The 17,706-nt window shown below is 45.4% G+C and carries 18 protein-coding genes; 17 read left to right on the forward strand and 1 reads right to left on the reverse strand.

All coding sequences use genetic code 11. The features are described 5' to 3' along the window. The first annotated feature begins 3 nt into the window (after nt 1-3). The 14 genes from BUB85_RS11755 to BUB85_RS11820 all read left to right on the forward strand — a co-directional run bounded on the left by BUB85_RS11755 (nt 4) and on the right by BUB85_RS11820 (nt 11,883). Nucleotides 4-663: a response regulator transcription factor gene (locus tag BUB85_RS11755; protein ID WP_073110676.1), complete on the forward strand. Its 660-nt coding sequence runs from the start codon at nt 4-6 to the stop codon at nt 661-663. Further along, the gene (locus tag BUB85_RS11760) at nt 654-2,015 is read left to right on the forward strand and encodes a sensor histidine kinase (protein ID WP_073110679.1); all 1,362 of its coding nucleotides are present in this window, start codon (nt 654-656) and stop codon (nt 2,013-2,015) included. Before BUB85_RS11755 ends, BUB85_RS11760 begins: the two co-directional genes overlap by 10 nt. Before the next feature lie 119 nt (nt 2,016-2,134). Then, nucleotides 2,135-2,671 (forward strand): RNA polymerase sigma factor, encoded by a 537-nt coding sequence (locus tag BUB85_RS11765; RefSeq protein ID WP_073110682.1) that lies wholly within the window; start codon nt 2,135-2,137, stop codon nt 2,669-2,671. Then, nucleotides 2,658-3,422 (forward strand): hypothetical protein, encoded by a 765-nt coding sequence (locus BUB85_RS11770; protein WP_073110684.1) that lies wholly within the window; start codon nt 2,658-2,660, stop codon nt 3,420-3,422. Before BUB85_RS11765 ends, BUB85_RS11770 begins: the two co-directional genes overlap by 14 nt. Next, a complete protein-coding gene (locus tag BUB85_RS11775; RefSeq protein WP_073110686.1) occupies nt 3,410-4,300 on the forward strand; it encodes an ABC transporter ATP-binding protein in 891 nt (296 codons plus the stop codon). The genes BUB85_RS11770 and BUB85_RS11775 overlap by 13 nt, the downstream gene beginning before the upstream one ends. Continuing rightward, a complete protein-coding gene (locus BUB85_RS11780; RefSeq protein WP_073110688.1) occupies nt 4,287-5,372 on the forward strand; it encodes an ABC transporter permease subunit in 1,086 nt (361 codons plus the stop codon). The genes BUB85_RS11775 and BUB85_RS11780 overlap by 14 nt, the downstream gene beginning before the upstream one ends. Before the next feature lie 159 nt (nt 5,373-5,531). Next, nucleotides 5,532-6,275 (forward strand): SDR family NAD(P)-dependent oxidoreductase, encoded by a 744-nt coding sequence (locus tag BUB85_RS11785; RefSeq protein ID WP_084534021.1) that lies wholly within the window; start codon nt 5,532-5,534, stop codon nt 6,273-6,275. A gap of 146 nt (nt 6,276-6,421) precedes the next feature. After that, on the forward strand, nt 6,422-6,607 hold the full coding sequence (locus tag BUB85_RS11790; RefSeq protein ID WP_073110693.1) for a hypothetical protein: 186 nt from the start codon (nt 6,422-6,424) through the stop codon (nt 6,605-6,607). An 11-nt stretch (nt 6,608-6,618) separates the two neighbouring features. Continuing rightward, nucleotides 6,619-6,888 (forward strand): spore coat protein, encoded by a 270-nt coding sequence (locus tag BUB85_RS11795; RefSeq protein WP_073110696.1) that lies wholly within the window; start codon nt 6,619-6,621, stop codon nt 6,886-6,888. 207 nt (nt 6,889-7,095) lie between these two features. Then, nucleotides 7,096-7,941 carry a MerR family transcriptional regulator gene (locus tag BUB85_RS11800; RefSeq protein ID WP_073110698.1) on the forward strand — a complete coding sequence of 282 codons (846 nt, stop codon included), beginning with the start codon at nt 7,096-7,098 and terminating at the stop codon, nt 7,939-7,941. Nucleotides 7,942-8,037: 96 nt separating this feature from the next. Beyond that, nucleotides 8,038-9,657, forward strand: a complete 1,620-nt coding sequence (locus BUB85_RS11805) for a MutS-related protein (RefSeq protein ID WP_143160709.1) — start codon at nt 8,038-8,040, stop codon at nt 9,655-9,657. 229 nt (nt 9,658-9,886) lie between these two features. Beyond that, on the forward strand, nt 9,887-10,432 hold the full coding sequence (locus tag BUB85_RS11810) for a biotin transporter BioY (protein WP_242945410.1): 546 nt from the start codon (nt 9,887-9,889) through the stop codon (nt 10,430-10,432). Then, complete coding sequence (locus tag BUB85_RS11815; protein WP_073110706.1) at nt 10,416-10,865, forward strand: DUF1284 domain-containing protein; 450 nt, start codon at nt 10,416-10,418, stop codon at nt 10,863-10,865. The genes BUB85_RS11810 and BUB85_RS11815 overlap by 17 nt, the downstream gene beginning before the upstream one ends. Nucleotides 10,866-10,950: 85 nt before the next feature. After that, a complete protein-coding gene (locus tag BUB85_RS11820) occupies nt 10,951-11,883 on the forward strand; it encodes a radical SAM protein (RefSeq protein ID WP_073110742.1) in 933 nt (310 codons plus the stop codon). A 7-nt stretch (nt 11,884-11,890) separates the two neighbouring features. Here the strand turns inward: BUB85_RS11820 and BUB85_RS11825 are convergent, their stop codons facing one another. Next, nucleotides 11,891-12,325, reverse strand: a complete 435-nt coding sequence (locus tag BUB85_RS11825) for a hypothetical protein (protein ID WP_073110709.1) — start codon at nt 12,323-12,325, stop codon at nt 11,891-11,893. A gap of 539 nt (nt 12,326-12,864) precedes the next feature. Between BUB85_RS11825 and BUB85_RS11830 the strand changes: the two genes are divergently transcribed. The 3 genes from BUB85_RS11830 to BUB85_RS11840 all read left to right on the forward strand — a co-directional run bounded on the left by BUB85_RS11830 (nt 12,865) and on the right by BUB85_RS11840 (nt 17,694). Beyond that, the gene (locus tag BUB85_RS11830; protein ID WP_073110711.1) at nt 12,865-13,347 is read left to right on the forward strand and encodes a MarR family winged helix-turn-helix transcriptional regulator; all 483 of its coding nucleotides are present in this window, start codon (nt 12,865-12,867) and stop codon (nt 13,345-13,347) included. A gap of 62 nt (nt 13,348-13,409) precedes the next feature. Then, nucleotides 13,410-15,851 carry an ABC transporter ATP-binding protein gene (locus tag BUB85_RS11835; protein WP_073110713.1) on the forward strand — a complete coding sequence of 814 codons (2,442 nt, stop codon included), beginning with the start codon at nt 13,410-13,412 and terminating at the stop codon, nt 15,849-15,851. A 1-nt stretch (nt 15,852) separates the two neighbouring features. Then, nucleotides 15,853-17,694, forward strand: a complete 1,842-nt coding sequence (locus BUB85_RS11840; protein WP_073110715.1) for an ABC transporter ATP-binding protein — start codon at nt 15,853-15,855, stop codon at nt 17,692-17,694. The last annotated feature ends 12 nt before the right edge of the window (nt 17,695-17,706 follow it).

Raw genomic sequence — 17,706 nt, forward strand, 5'->3', positions numbered from 1 at the left:
ACTATGGGACATATACTTGTGATTGATGACGATATTGCGATCTGCAGGATGATTGAGACTGCACTGACAAGGGACGGTCATCTCGTTAAAATAAAAAATTCTGCATATGAGGTTCAAAGTACGGATCTGAAAAATGTGGATCTGATTTTACTGGATATCATGATGCCACAGATGGACGGGATTACATTTTGCAAAGAGAACAGAGCCGTGATTGACTGTCCCATCCTGTTTTTGACAGCGAAAACCATGGAATCGGACGTGGTGGACGCATTTCTGGCGGGCGGTGACGATTATATGAAAAAGCCCTTCGGCATTGCAGAACTCCGGGCAAGAGTAAATGCGCATATTCGAAGAGAACACAGGGAAAAACATCAGAGTCTCATTCGAAACAACTGCATGTTTGACCTGTCAGAAAAGACGTTAACGGTAGAAGGGGAGCGGATTCCTTTAACCAAAAGTGAATATGAAATATGTGAATTGCTGGCACGAAATAAAGGGCAGGTTTTTTCACTGGAAAATATATTGGAAAAGGTTCTGGGGTTTGATTCGGAGAGCGATATTTCAGCCATTCGGGTTCACATCAAAAATATCAGAAGCAAGCTTGGAAAACGTAGTGATTGTCCGATTGAGACTGTCTGGGGAGTGGGATATAAATGGAAATAAAGAGGAAAAAAGAAAAAACAATCTCAATATTCAGGCTGTTTCTGGAGCATGTAGTCGGTCTTTCCGCTGCCATTATCCTGTTGATTGTTGTCGTGTTTATTGGTTTCTTTGCCTGTATGCAATCGGGAATGATCTTACCGGCAAATGATTCTGAGAACACGATCAATCAGGTGGAAGACACCTTGCATAAAAGCTTTGATGAAAATTTATTGCCACTGCATTCTGAATATATTCTTTTGGGAGATTCCGGGGAAATCATCAAAACGAATATGAAGGAAAGAGATATAGGAAAAACAAAGGAGCATCTGTCAAAGGGAAATCAACCCGATTACGTTTTCTATAAAATGATTACGATGGATAATGGGAATATACTGGTTATTAAATATGATCTGATGGTTCATTTTCGTAATCCGGTGCTTCATAGAATGATGCCTTATCCGGAGCTGGTCGTGGTGGCTGCTGTGCTGGTTTTGATTGTTCTGGCTTCAATCCTTACAGCGATGAGATTCAGCAGGAAACTAAAACGAAATCTCATACCGATCACCAGTGCGACTGAAAAAATCAAAAACCAGGATCTGGATTTCGACATCAGACCGACTCAGATTCTGGAAATTAATTCTTCTTTAGAAGCGATTGGAAAATTAAAAGATGCGCTGACAGCCTCGCTTCATGAGCAGTGGTACCATGAACAGCAGAGAAAATCACAGCTTTGTGCACTTGCCCATGATATCAAAACACCGCTTACGACGATCAAAGGAAATGCAGAGCTGTTACTCGAAGAAGAAAGCTCTCTCGAAAACAGAGAGTTGATATCCTATATTCAGACAAGTTCCAATGCCATCGAAAAATATGTGGAATTATTAATGAACGTTGTGAATCAGGAATCATTGCCGGTTCACAAAGAACAGATTGCGCTCAAAGATTTTGTGAAAGATATTTCAGCTGATCTATTACCGTTATGCAGAACAAAAAATATTCAGTTCAATCTGCATCAAGAGGTGACGTGTGATTCTGTTTTTGCAGATGGGAATCTCCTGAAACGTGCCATCCTCAATCTTGTGGACAACGCGGTCCGATATTCGGACAATGATGGTTCCATTGATATGATAATCAGAGAAAATGGAACACAGATCGTCTTTGAAGTAGCAGACTATGGAAAAGGCTTTTCTGCGGAAAGTCTGAAAAAAGCGACAGAAGAGTTTTTCACAGAGGACACTTCCCGGACGAGTCATCATTATGGGCTGGGACTGAATTTCGTCAAAAAAGTTGCCGAAATGCATAGCGGAACACTTGAATTTGGCAATCGGACAGACGTGAAAGGTGCGAAAGTATCCTTGTATATTATGAAATAGACTGGAAAATTGTAAATTAGAAAAATACTGAAAAATCTTCGATAGAAAGATACAGTGAACTTTTTGGGGTTAATAATGGTTATATAATATATAGGACGTTTTACGATGGGAGAAGTACTATGACGGATAGAGAACTGATGAGAAAAGTTCACGGCGGAGATCGAGAGGCATTGGGCGCAGTGATTGACCGATATTATGCCGATATTTATCGTTTTTGTTTATACATGATTCGTGAAGAGAACGATGCTTATGATCTCACGCAGGAAGTATTTTTAAAATTTATTAAATATAGTATTTCTTATCAGAACAATAATCTGAAAGGGTATTTGTTAACCATTGCAAGAAATGTCTGTTTAAGTTATTTTAGAAATAAAAAAGTTTTGCTTCAACTGTGCGAATTGAAAGGGGCAGAAGATATTTCAGGCGTACGAGATGAATCCCATGATGTCATGGTATCAATCTGGCTCAAAGAGATGCTTGGAAAACTCTCAGAAGAAATAAGAGAGGTAATAATTCTGCGTATATATGAGGAACTGAAGTTCAAGGAAATCGCAAAAATCATGGGGAGTAATATTTCAACAACGAAATCAAGATTTCGATTAGGCGTAAAGTATATGAAAAAAATGATGGAGGACAGCGGATATGGAAACTCGTGATATAAAAAAAATGTTTGAGACAGCAGATGAAGCGTTTCCAATCCAGGAGGAAAAGAAACAGCAGACTTATGAAAAAATGTTAACAGAATTTAGAAAACAGAGAAGCCCTGTTGAAAAAATGAATCATATAATTTTCAATCAACTCTTCTATATGGACCGGTCTGCCCTGTACGCATATGGCACGCTCCTTTGTCTGGAAATTGTGTTGATGACGGCACTTCATTATTGGGGGATTGATGCGAAAGGAATGATGACCTTCTGTATGGTGGCGGCGGGGATCGTAAGCATGGCGGCCATCATTCTGCTCGATAAGCTGTTCTTCGGGGAAATGGCCGAATTGGGAGCAAGCTGTTATTTTAGTACGAAGCAGAGTATAGTTGCTTTTCTGATTACTGCAGAAAGTATCAATCTGGTGATGTTGTTGCTTATCATGCTATATGTGGGGGCTTATTGGAAAATAGCTATATTGCAGATTGCAGTCTATATGCTGACACCGTCCCTTTTGTCTAACACGGTGGCATTTGCTGTTTTATCGACAAAAACAGGGAGAAGAAGTTCGTATTCTCTTTTTACCTGCGGAATGTTTTTATCGATTGGGTATATGGGGCTTGCGGCTGTCCCGAATATTTTCGGAGCTACATTCATCGGAATATGGGCCTTGGTGTGTGTGATCCTGGCTGTGTTGCTGGCAGTAGAAATCAGGTGTTTCTTTAGAAAAGTAGAAAAAGGAGAATTGCTATGCATGAACTAGTATTAACGGATGTACTTCAAAAATTTAAAGAAACGGAAGCTGTCAGGGAGTTCAGTTATACATTTTCCAATGGCGTCTATGGTCTGCTCGGAGAAAATGGGGCGGGAAAGACGACACTCCTGCGCTTGATCTGTGGAATCTTGCAGCCGACAGGCGGAACCATTATTTGCGATGGAATGCCGGTATATGAAATGGGAGCAGAATATCGCAGGTTACTCGGATATTTACCACAGGAGTTCGGATATTACGAAGATTTTACTGCACTGCGCTTTCTGAAATATATGGCGGCACTGAAAGGATTATCGAAGGAATATGCGGAGACAAGGATTAAAGAACTGTTGGATCTGGTGGATTTAGAATGTGTGAAGAACAAGAAGCTGAGAACTTATTCGGGCGGAATGATCCGGCGTGTGGGAATTGCACAGGCTCTTCTGAATGAACCGGAGATCCTGATATTGGATGAGCCCACGGCAGGTCTTGACCCGAAAGAAAGAGTACGATTTCGCAATATTATCAGCGCACTTGGCAAAGACAGAATTGTGCTTCTCTCGACACATATTGTCTCGGATGTTGAGTATATTGCAGACCATATTTTGATCATGAAAAAAGGAGAATTGATCCAAAAGGGCACGGAGAGACAGATTACAGAAAAGGCTCGTGGCCATGTATGGAAATGTCTGGTTCTGGAACAGGAGATGCAAAAACTCAATGACAAGTACATTGTGAGCAATCTGCGTAATAGCGGAGCTGATGTAGAACTCCGGATCATATCAGAAAAGCAGCCGACGGAGGATGCGAAACCGGTGGACGTAACACTGGAGGATGCTTATCTATATCATACGCAGATGTCTGGAGGTCGAAAAAATGAGATTATATAAAATGGAACTTTATAAATTGTGCCATAAGAAAATATTTCTGATCGGGCTTGCGGCAATTGCAGCACTCATGCTTCTGTTTTTCTGGTTCGTGGAGGTCGGAGATGAGCTGGCAGTAGTAGATGGAAAGACGTATTCCGGATATGAAGCGGTTCAGATGAACAGAAAGATAACTAAAGAATTTGCCGGAATCATCACAGATGAGAAAATAGATCAGATTGTGGGAAAATACGGGATCTCCTCAAAGCTTATTGAGAACATGCCGGGATGGAGAGATGGGAATTATCTGAGTGATTTTATCACCAGATACTTTACAAACGGCTCGATGGAGCAGGGGGTACTCCCGACAGAAAGATATTCGTTAGAGGAAAGTGAATTGGGAGATGTATGTGAGCGGCTGCAGGTGACGCCGGCGCTGGAGTACACAAAGGGATGGAAGATCTTTATAGAAATGCTGGGGCTTGGATTTATGATGGGCAGTGTGCTGGTAATATGTAGTGTATCAAGAGTTTTTGCCGGTGAGGAGACAACGAAGATGCTGCCGCTTATATTTACGACAGAGGAAGGCAGAAGAAAAGATGTTACTGCAAAGATTGCGGCATCCATCACAGTGACAATCATTATCTTTGCGGCAATCCTATTATTCAATACCCTGCTGTGCGGTGTGGTCTATGGTTTCGATGGATTTGATAATCTTTCGGGAATTGTCCTTTTGAGTTATTTCAGCATGGTGAATCAGCAGCCTTTTTTAAACTATATAACGATGGTGATTCTATTCGGTATGCAGGGGCTTCTCTCATTATGTGCTGTTACCCTGTGTATATCAGCACAGTGCAAGAGCTCCTTCTCGGCGGTTATAGCTGCTGCTATATGCTGGTGCGTGCCTCTGCTTGTGAGAATGATATTTCGAGGACTTCTCTCAATTGTTATTTTGGCCACGCCGATATTTTTAACTATGAATGGTATGATCGAAGACATATATCCATTTTGGAGGATTGCTGCTGTAATCAGTATCAGTATAGGCGGAGGATGTATGCTGGAAGGTTACAGGGCGTATAAAGTTAAGAGTGCGTAGGAAAATGATTTTACCCTTCATTTTACAAGTTTACACGCCATGTTCGGGGAGATTTTATCCTTGACAATAATGGTAGAATAAAGTACAATAATAATAACGATTACTGTTATTGATAAATTTCAGAAGAAAAGGAGGACGAGCACTATGAATACAGCAGGTATGTTAGAGGGAAAAGTGGCAGTTGTAACTGGAGGCACAAGAGGAATCGGGTTCGCGGTGGTGAAGAAATTTCTGGAAAGCGGGGCAAAGGTTGCACTTTGTGGTTCCCGGCAGGAGACTGTGGACAAGGCGCTGGCGAAGCTGACGGAGATGAATCCGGATTATCAGGTTATGGGGATATGCCCAAGCCTTACAGATTACAGTGCGGTTGAGGCGGCATTTGCCAAGGTAAAGGAGCAGTTTGGAAGAATTGACATTCTGGCGAATAACGCGGGAATCTCGGCGAGAGAATCCATTTACGATTATGATCCGGATGATTTTGCAAAGATTATGGATCTGAACGTAAAGGCAGTATTTAACTGCAGCAAGGCAGCAGCACCTATTATGAAAGAGCAGGGCGGAGGCGCAATCATCAATACCAGTTCCATGGTGAGTATCACAGGACAGCGGTCTGGATGCGGATATCCGGCATCGAAATTCGCAGTGAACGGGCTGACAAAGTCATTGGCGAGAGAACTTGGATGTGACCAGATTCGTGTGAATGCAGTGGCACCGGGGGTTACCCGCACGGACATGGTGGCAGCGCTGCCGCCGGATATGGTGGAGAGACTTGCGGCGACTATTCCTCTGGGCAGAGTCGGCGAGCCGGAGGAAGTGGCGAATGTATTCCTGTTTTTGGCAAGCGATCTGGCAAGCTATGTGACAGGAACGGTTGTGTCGGTAGATGGAGCGACAGTTTCTTAATTGTCTGCAAGCGCACTGTGCGTAAAGTGCGAGATGCGAAGCAGATGGCAAACATCCGCTTTGACTGCTGTAAAAAAATAAAAAAATGCATATTATCCGAAAAATGATGCACACTAATTGTTATGAAAAAACAAGGAGGTCATCATATGAGTCAACTATCGGAAAAAGAATTATCTGCACTGAATGATTTGTTAACGGAGGAAGAACTTTTGGTCAAGAAGTTCAAAATGCTCTCAGAGCATAGCGAGGATCAGGAGATCAAATCAAAATTTACGGAGATTTCCAACAAACACCAGGGTCACTATAATTCATTATATTCTAAATTAGGATAGGGAGGATCAATATGCAATCAATTTATTCAGACAAAGAGATACTGGCAGATGCACTGACTGCACAGAAGACATCGACAAGCAATTTTAATATGTTTGCCAATGAATGTGCACACAAGGATGTGAGAGAGGAGATGCTCCATATCCTTGAGGAGGAACATGCCATTCAGGAGGACGTGTTCAACATCATGCACGAAAAAGGATACTACCCGACACCAGGCGCAGATCAGATGAAGGTGGATTCTGCGAAGCAAAAGTTCTCGCAGGGTGTGAAGATGGTATAACGTAAAACGGATTTTGAAAAAAGTATCGAATATTCAATATCGAAATGCTATGATACAACTGTGCAGTATACAAAATACTGCAGGGATGTATTATAGCATTTTTTTGACAGCATTTGTGGGAGCAAAGATTGAAAGACAGAAAAATAATTATAAAAAAGCTTGACTGTAAAGTCGGTTTATACATTAACTTGTATGAAGGAGGGACGTATGACAGTTAAAGAAGTAGAAGAACAATTACATATTACGAGAGCCAATGTCCGGTTTTATGAAAAGGAAGGGCTGCTGTCTGCAAAGCGCAACCCGATCAATGGATATCGGGACTATTCGCATGAAAATATAGAGACGATCCGAAGAATTGTGTTCCTGAGAAATCTGGATGTTTCTATAGAAGACATTCGGAAACTGCAGGAAGGAAAAGCGAAGCTCTCAGATGTGCTGGAAAAGCAGATCACACGGTTGGAGAAGAAAAGAAGCTGGGCATCCGGCTCGATTGAAATCTGCGAACAAATGCTTCGGGCAGGGGAGACCTCACTGGAGGGGGTCTGGCCGGAGCGGTATGAGCAGGAGACCGGACAGACCTCAGAAAATCTGATTCGGGACAGTCTGAGTGCGCTGGCACAGGTGAAGGATGTGTGGATTCCCTGGCTGATCATTTTGATATCGGTACTCACGGCAGTCATTTCTTATCCGCTGCTCCCGCAAAATGTGGCAACAGACTGGGAGGAAATGATCATAGTAAGCAGTGCCGGGAAATGGATTGTGTTTCTGTTTCCGGCTATTGAGATTCTGGTTGTGCGGTTGGTAAAAGAGGGCGGGTTCAGGATGCTGCGGTATGAGAATTTTGGACCCTACACGGTCTATGTTCACGATACGGCTAAATATGTGACAGCATTTATGGTATTTATTCCATTTTCGTGGCAGATGTATATTATTCTGTTTCAGAGCGGAGTACGGTTCAGTGTGGATCGGGTGCTGGTAATTGAGATCGTGGTTTTTCTGCTTGGTTTTTGGGCTGTTGTTCTTTATCAGAAGAGAAAATATCGTCGCTCCTGAGAAAGCAGCAAAGCTGCGTAAGGATACGAGGAAGCAGCAAAGCGGATCGGAGTGCGGATCGGGAGTATCCGATTCACCGGAAAGGAAACAGACAGCATGTTTGGAAGACGAAGAAAAGAAAAAATCAGGGCGTGGCTCCGCCGCCGGTACGGGAGTGTCCCGTCACAGGAGCAGGAGATGAAGCCCGGGATCAGAGCGTATTGGCAGGAGTATGAAAGAGACCTGCCGCAGGATGAGGTGGTCGATGAAATCACGTGGAATGACCTGGAGATGGACCGGATATTCTGGCGTATGAATACGAATTGTTCTTTTGCGGGGGAGCAGGAGCTTTTTAAAACGCTGCATCATATTCCAAAGAATAAAGACAATCTGGATGCGTTAGAAGAACAAATCCAGTATTTTACAGAACATGATGACGAGCGGGAGCGGATCCAGATGGAGCTCTTTCAGCTGGGAAAAGAAGAGAACTGCTATGCAATTCCTGCATTTGTGAGTGGGATTGGAGAGCAGAAGGTTCGGTATGTGTGGCTGTTCCGACTGATGCAGCTGGTTCTGCTGGGAAGTGTCCTTCTGCTGTGTATCACTAGAGCGAATCAGGCCTGGATACTGCTGGGACTGGTGGCGATGGTGAATCTGGTGCTGTATGCGGTGGAAAAGGGCAGGTATGAAATATATCTGGACACCTTGGGCGGAATTATCCGGATTGTCCGGCTTTCAAAAAAGCTGGTGAAGGATAAAACAACCGTCATATCTGGAGGGAAATCCATTCGTGAACATGTGAGCAAGCTGGAAAAGCTTACGCATATGGTCGCCGCGCTGCAGAATAAAAAGCGGGCGTCGATGAGCGGGGATGTTATGGGACTTCTGCAGGACTATCTGTTTGGAATTACTCTATGGGATTTTATTCAGTTTGATAAAGTAATCCACATTCTCCAGAACCAGGAGGCGTGCTTTATGGAGCTGTATGCACATGTTGGCCGGATGGACATGGCGATTGCGATCGCATCCTTTCGCCAAAGTCTTGAAATGTACTGCCTGCCGGAATTTGTGAGCCCGCTGTGTCCGGTATCTTCCGACACTTCAAATATACTTTACGCGGAGGGACTGTATCATCCGTTGGTGGAGGGGGCTGTGGGGAATACGGTACGGTTTAGCGGCGACTGTCTGATTACCGGTTCCAATGCGTCGGGAAAGTCGACCTTCATCAAGGCCGTCGCAGTCAATGTCATCCTTGCGGAGAGTATTCACACGTGTACCGCCGGAGCATTTTCACTTCCGGATACGAGAATCCTGACATCCATGGCGGTGCGGGATGATATGATGAAAGGGGAAAGCTATTTTATAAAAGAAGTAAAATACCTGAAAAGGATCGTGGATGCGGCAGATGCGGACCGTTTCCTGATCTGTGTGGTGGATGAAATCCTGCGGGGAACTAACACGAAAGAACGGATTGCGGCGTCCTTCGCGGTGCTGGACTATCTTGCAGACCGGAACTGTCTGGCGATTGTGGCGTCCCATGATGTAGAGTTGGCGGATCTTCTGGGAGAGGCATATGAACGGTACTATTTTTGTGAAAAAATGACAGATGACGGGATTACGTTTGATTATAAGATACATGAGGGCGTAAATGATTCGCGGAATGCAATTCGCCTGCTGGAATACATGGGATTTCCGGGAGAAATTATCAGGCAGGCCAGGCGGTATGGAAGCAGATAGCCAAAGGGAATATCAGGTATCTGTTTTACGAAGTCCAAAAAGAAAAGTGAAAAACAATTGTTTTTATTGACATATCTAATGTTAACCAATATAATAATAGAGGTTGACAATCGGAAACGAGTCGACCATGGTAATGTCAAGTCTGCTATGAAAGCTTGACATGCAGCGTCAGTCCTCTGCCGAAGGCAAATTATAAATGGGCTGATGTTCAATCAAGGAGGATATGAGAATGAAAACAAAAAATATGGTATTAACAGGGATGTTCACAGCGGTGCTTGCAGTACTGTCAATTATTCAGATCCCGATGCCGTCAGGAGTCCCGATTACGCTGCAGACATTTGCGGTGGCTCTGTGCGGATATGTACTTGGCAGTAAAATGGGAGCGTTGTCCACGTTTCTGTATGTTCTGATCGGAACAGTCGGTGTTCCGGTGTTTGCCGGTATGTCGGCGGGAATCCGTGTATTGGTCGGACCGACAGGAGGATTTCTGTTTGGATTTATTCCGATGGCATTTCTGATTGGACTGAGTCTGAAAAACAACAGTAAGATCCTGCCTTTTGTGTGGGGGATTCTCGGGCTGGCCGTCTGCCATCTACTGGGGGCGATTCAGTTCGCCATTGTGACAAAGACCGGATTTGTGGCATCGCTGCTGCTGGTGTCTGTTCCATATCTGGTAAAAGATGTGTTATCTGTGGCAGGTGCCGTGTTTGTTGCGATTGCAATTCGCAGAGGATTGGCAAGAGCCAATCTGATGTATAATGAGCAGGCAGCATAGTCCGCTTCGGCTGCGGGGACATCATCTTCTGTGCACCGGCTTATTTGTGGGAGAAGGATACAGTGATACATTTTCGGTGAATATGAGCCGGATCGTCAGAATGCTGAAGGAAGAAAATGTCATGCTGGAGTTGGTATGCGGGACGGATGAAATCTGTGGAGCGTGTCCGAAGACCGCGTGTGAAGAAGCAGATTCGTCTGAAAACCGGGAAAAAACAGAAGTGTGCGATCTGCCTTCTGTGAAGAAAAAAGACCAGAAGCTGCTGGCAAATCTGGGACTGGACCGGAGTCCGCAGGATACTTACCGGAATATCATACGGATCGTGCGTGAGAGGCTGACGGAGTCTATGTTTCAGGAGTGCTGCGGGGATTGCAGCTGGAATAAAAAAGGGCTGTGCAGTTATGAGAAGTATATGAAAAATATTGAAGATTGAAAAAGCGGACGGAGACGTCCGCTTTGAGTGCGTGAAGCAGATTCCGAATGTCTGTTTCACTGAATTTAGAAAGGGAGGAAATACAATGAATTATGAAGGACAAATCTGCAGGGCACCGATGGAGCGTTCCTCTTATATGCTTCCGGTCATGGTGGGATGCTCCTACAATCAATGTAAATTCTGCAACTTATTTCGACATCTGAAGTACCGCGAACTGCCAATGGAGCAGATTGAGGCAGATCTGAAAAGAGTTTATGGTGCCGGAGGAAAGCCAAAGACGATCTTCCTTGGGGACGGAAATGCTTTCGATATGAAGACGGAGCGTCTGTATGAGATTCTGGATCTGATCGAACACTATTTTCCAGAGAGGGCGGCAGTTAACATGGATGCAACGGTGACCGGTATTCTCCGCAAATCGGATGAGGAATTAGAAACGCTATTTGAAAAAGGGGTCAGGCACCTGTATCTGGGAATTGAGAGCGGATTGGATGACGTGCTGGCTTTCATGAAAAAGGATCACAATCTGGAACAGGCCTATACGGCAATCGACAGACTGCACAAGGCTGGGCTGATTTTTGACGCGCACATTATGACCGGAGTGGCAGGTAAGGGAAGAAGCACGGAGAATGCGGAGGCATTGGCAGAATTTCTGAATCATACACAGCCGGCACATGTAGTGAACTTTTCAATGTTTCTCCACAAAGAGGTTCCGCTCTATAAAGATGTGGAAAATGGAAGTTACCAGCCGGCCGACGAACTGGAAAGTCTGCAGGAAGAGCGGCACCTTCTGGAACTGCTCGGCACAGAGCAGATGCCGGCAATCCGCTATGAAGGTTTCCATGATTACATCGAGGTGCGGACCAGAGGGATGCTGCCGGCCGACCGGGAGAAGATGCTGGCCGGACTCGACCGCGCCATTGCAGAGCAGGAAAAGGAAGAGCCGGTCTATTCGCTGGTGTATGGCGAATGTCCGAATCTGGAGAAATGCGATGAGTCCGGAAGTGTGTGGACGATATAAAATGAGATTACCGCAGCTTATAATGTGGCCGCGGTTCGCCAAAAAACAACCACCGGATCACATCGTCCACAACAATACAGAGTGCAGATAGAAAAAACCAGCCAAGACTGTACAACAGATTCACCGTCCCATGTACATAGGTAAAAGGAAGTCGGCTGTATGTCCAGACTTTCATTCCGTGGTCCAGCCAGTAGGTTCCCATGATTGCCTCGGCCAGCGTTGCGATGAGCATACCGACGATGCACTGCAGGATAAAGCTTGTTTCCCGGGAAAACAAGCTGTTGGTCATGCCAATCAGTACGGCTATAATTCCGCCCATGACGGCCATTCTCCAATTGGCGAGGTGTCCGCGCCACCATGTTTCGATTCCGAAATAAATTCCACCGAAAATTACAAATAAAATCATATATTTAAAAATGCCATTTCTTATTTTTTTCAGCATAATAAACTCCTTCGGATTACGAACAGCGAACAGAGTCCGCTTTTCATATTAGTACAGCGTCCTCGAAATAACTAGACCGAATTACTTGCCTATTTTCCCGATTGCACATATCAAAAAGCCTCAGCGTAGCCCGCTACGCCTGCGTTTTTTGATATGTACACTCGAAAAAATATTCTGCGTAATTCGTCTAGTTATTTGCGGTACGCTGTACTAGTATATCCACCTAAAAGAATATTCTTAGATGTTTTTGGATTTTCTTAGTTAGAAAGAGTAGTAATTAATGGAAATATAACACATATTCTAATTGTATGAGAAATTTGAGTGATTTGCAAGACACGGTATTCTTTGGCAGTTGAAAACAGCAGATGGAGAAAGAAAGGATAGTCCATAAAAAATATATAGTTAGATATCAAAACAAATAATTGGACAAAAAAGATAAAAAAAGTATAAAATATTATGATTTATATTGACATATAGTAGCAATAATACTAATATAACCGTTAGATGTCTAACTAATTTACGAAAGGAGAAGTGATATTATGAAATGTGATTCAGACCAACTCCCCTTTGAGATGTTACTGCGGCAGATCGGACATCTGTATATGCAGCATTCGATTCGTTCTATTCAAAATTCGGACTGCGAATTTCGCGGCGGGCAGGCGGGAATCTTATTTGCGCTGAAACGCCAGAAAACCATGTCTCAGAGAGAGTTAGCGGAAGCGTTGAGGATAAAACCTCCATCTGTTACCGCAGCAATCAAGAAACTGGAGAGCAGCGGACTTGTTATGCGGCAGCGGGATGAAAATGATCAGCGGGTGATGAAACTGCAGCTGACAACGGAAGGTGAACGTTATGTGGAAAGAATTGTTCAATCAATCCGTGAAACGGAGACTTTGGCTATGCAGAACATCAGCCAGGAGGAAAAACTGTTTCTGCGCAGGCTGCTGATACAGATCAGAGATAATCTGTCAAAAGGGTATACAGAAGACGAAAGGCAGGAAGATTTTCATAAAATGTACTAAGGAGGAACCTTGGTACCTACGCAACATAATTTTAGCAGGATGATAAGAAAGGAATAGCAAACATGTCAAAACTATTTAAGTATATGAAAGCATATTGGAAGACGATTGTTGTGATCGTTGCAATTCTGATTGTGCAGGCATACTGTGACTTGTCCCTCCCGGCGTACACGTCCGATATTGTAAATATCGGTATTCAGCAGGGTGGTGTAGGTGACAGGATACCAATGAAGATTGCACAGGAGGATATGGAAAAAATCAAACTTTTCATGTCGGATGAGAACGTACAGAAGGTGGAAAAAGCATATGAGGAAGATTTAGATACATATGATAAACCGGCGTATGTTCTAAAGAAAAGCATGCAGGATGATGAAGACCAGATGTCGAAACTGTCAGATATCATGGGAACGCCGATGATGCTGACGTCCGGATTTGAGTCAGAAAGCGATATGACAAATCAGATCAAGGACCAGATCATCGAGCAGATGAAGAGCAGCGCAGCAGCCCAGAGGGAAGCGGCCCAGGCGGCGATGGCGGCCCAGGGTGCAGGGACAGATGCGGAAACCCAGGCGGCGATGGCGGCCCAGGGTGCAGGGACAGACGCAGCAGCACAGGCGGCGATGGCGGCCCAGGGTGCAGGGACAGATGCGGAAGCCCAGGCGGCGATGGCAGAACAGGCACAGGCGATGGCGAACATCACAGAGGACACCAGTATGTTCGATATCATGAAGATGCTGCCGGAGGAACAGCGCCTACAGCTCGTGGATAAGATGTCTGAGCAGATGGATGACATGCCGGACACCATTATGGAGCAGGCAGCCATCAGCTATGTAAAGACAGCTTATGACCATCTGGGAATCAATATGGAGAAATTACAGACGAACTACATTCTGACAACGGGTGCGAAGATGCTTGCACTTGCATTTTTAGGAATGCTTGCCAGTGTGCTGGTGGGGCTGCTGGCATCGAGAGTCGGAGCTTCGGCTGGACGTGATCTGCGAGGTCAGGTGTTCAACAAGGTAGTCGGATTCTCCAACAGCGAGTTTGATAAATTTTCAACCGCATCACTGATCACGCGAAGCACCAACGACATCCAGCAGATTCAGCTGCTGACAGTCATGATTCTGCGTATGGTACTGTATGCGCCGATTCTTGCAATCGGAGGTGTGTACCGGGTATTCCAGACGAATGTATCCATGTCCTGGATTATCGGTCTTGCGGTAATCATCATCGTGGGTGTTGTGGCAGTGCTCTTTACCATCGTGATGCCGAAATTCAAGATACTGCAGAATCTGGTAGATAAACTGAACCTGGTGACCAGAGAGATTCTGACAGGACTTTCCGTTATCCGTGCATTCAGCACAGAGAAATACGAGGAAGAGCGTTTTGATAAGGCAAATGTGAATCTGACAAAAACGAATCTGTTTGTCAACCGTGCCATGACATTCATGATGCCGGTGATGATGCTGGTGATGAACGGCGTTTCGGTTCTGATTGTATGGACCGGAGCCCACGGTATCGACGAAGGACAGATGCAGGTCGGCGATATGATGGCATTTATCCAGTATACTATGCAGATCATCATGGGATTCTTGATGCTCTGTATGATCTCCATCATGCTCCCGAGAGCAGCAGTGTCTGCATCCCGCGTGGATGAGGTTCTGACCAGTGAGACAATCATTCATGATCCGGAGAATGCGAAGAAGCTGCCGGTCAGTGGAAAGGGTGTTGTCAAATTTGATCATGTGTCCTTCCGGTATCCGGGTGCGGAGGAGGATGTGCTCGAGGATATTAATTTCACTGCAAAACCGGGTGAGACAACGGCAATCATTGGAAGTACAGGAAGTGGAAAATCCACGCTGATCAACCTGATTCCCAGATTTTATGATGTGACCAGTGGAAAGGTTACCATGGATGGTGTGGATGTGAGAGATATTTCCCAGCACACACTCCGGGATAAGCTGGGCTACGTTCCGCAGAAGGGCGTGTTGTTCTCCGGAACCATCGCATCCAATATCCTCTACAGCGATCCAGATGAAAGCAAAGAGACCATGGAATGGGCGGCTGATATTGCTCAGGCCACAGAGTTCATCGATGAGAAGCGCAAGGGATACGACAGTGATATTTCTCAGGGCGGAGCCAATGTATCCGGTGGTCAGAAACAGCGACTTTCAATTGCAAGAGCGATTGCCAAGAGACCGGATGTCTATATTTTTGACGACAGTTTTTCCGCACTGGATTACAAGACAGATGTGACGCTGCGTAAAGCATTGAAGGAGGGCACATCGGACAGCACGGTCATCATTGTGGCACAGCGGATCAGTACCATACTCCATGCGGAGCAGATCATTGTGTTGGATGACGGAAAAGTTGCGGGAATCGGTTCCCACAGAGAACTGCTCAACAGCTGTGAAGTTTATCAGCAGATTGCGCTGTCACAGTTGTCGGCGGCAGAGTTAAAGAAAGACCTGGAAGATACAAGCATCTTAGGAAAGGAGGACAGATAATATGGCAGAGAACACAGGAAGACGACCAAGAGGTCCCATGGGCCGCGGAGCAATGGGAGCCGGTGAGAAGGCGAAGGATTTTAAAGGCACAATGAAGAAATTATTTGTCTACCTTGCAGAGTATAAAATTCAGATATTTTTTGTGGTATTATTTGCAATCGGAGGAACGATATTCAGTATTGTCGGACCGAAGATTCTGGGAAAAGCGACGACGGAGATTTTCAACGGACTGGTGAATAAGGTGTCCGGCGGATCCGGGATGGATTTCGAAAAAATCGGACGGATCCTGGCGTGGACATTGGGACTGTATCTGGTCAGCGCACTGTTTTCCTTTATTCAGGGTTACATCATGACGGGCGTCTCCCAGAGACTGACGTACCGTCTGCGAAAGGAACTGTCGGCGAAGATCAACCGGATGCCGATGAACTATTTTGACACCAAGACACACGGTGAAGTGCTGTCACGTTTTACAAATGATATTGACACACTGAGCCAGAGCCTGAACCAGAGTGCCACACAGTTGATTACCTCGGTGACGACGATCATCGGTGTGCTGGTTATGATGCTGAGCATCAGCCCGCTGATGACGGTGGTGGCGCTGCTGATCCTTCCAATTTCTCTTGGCCTGATCTCAGGGATCATGAAGAAGTCGCAGAAATATTTCCGTGGACAGCAGGAATATCTGGGAAATGTAAACGGACAGGTGGAGGAGGTCTATGGCGGACATAATATCGTAAAGGTCTTCAATAAAGAGCACGACGTGAAGGAAGAGTTTGACCGTACCAACGCGAAGTTGTATGAGTCCGCATGGAAATCCCAGTTTCTGTCAGGGATGATGATGCCGATCATGCAGTTTGTCGGTAATCTGGGATATGTGGGCGTGGCGATTCTCGGCGGATATCTTGCAATCAGGAAAACCATTGAAGTAGGAGATATCCAGTCCTTTATCCAGTACGTGCGAAGCTTTACTCAGCCGATCCAGCAGGTGGCACAGGTGGCCAACATGCTGCAGTCTACAGCCGCAGCCTCGGAGCGTGTGTTTGAGTTCCTGGGCGAGGAAGAGGAGGATCAGACGGTTGCAGATCCGGTATCAGTGGAAGGTCTGGAAGGAAATGTAGAATTTAAGGATGTACATTTCGGATACAACGAAGATAGAATTATCATCAATGACTTCTCGGCCAAGGTAAGTGAGGGACAGAAGATTGCCATCGTAGGACCTACGGGAGCCGGTAAGACGACCATGATCAAGCTGCTGATGCGGTTCTATGATGTGAACAGCGGAGCGATTCTGATCGATGGGCATGATGTCAGGGACTTCAATCGAAGTGAGCTTCGCCAGATGTTTGGTATGGTACTGCAGGATACCTGGCTGTTCCACGGAAGCATCAAGGATAACATCCGTTACGGCAAGCTGGACGCGACTGACGAGGAAGTGATTGAGGCAGCCAAGGCCGCTCATGTGCACCGATTTGTGAAGACACTGCCGAACGGCTATGATATGGAACTGAATGAGGAGGCCAGCAATGTGTCCCAGGGACAGAAGCAGCTTCTGACGATCGCCAGAGCAATCTTGGCCGATCCTAAGATTCTGATCCTGGATGAGGCCACCAGTTCCGTGGATACCAGAACTGAGGAGCGGATCCAGAAGGCTATGGATAACCTGATGAGGGGAAGAACCAGCTTTGTCATCGCCCACAGATTATCGACGATTCGTGATGCAGACCTGATTCTGGTCATGAACAACGGTGACATCGTGGAGCAGGGCAATCATGAGGAACTGCTGGCAGCAGGCGGATTTTACGCGGATCTGTACAACAGTCAGTTTGAGAGTGCGATTGCATAAAACCGTTTCCAA

It is taken from the genome of Hespellia stercorisuis DSM 15480, assembly GCF_900142165.1.
GTDB lineage: Bacteria > Bacillota > Clostridia > Lachnospirales > Lachnospiraceae > Hespellia > Hespellia stercorisuis.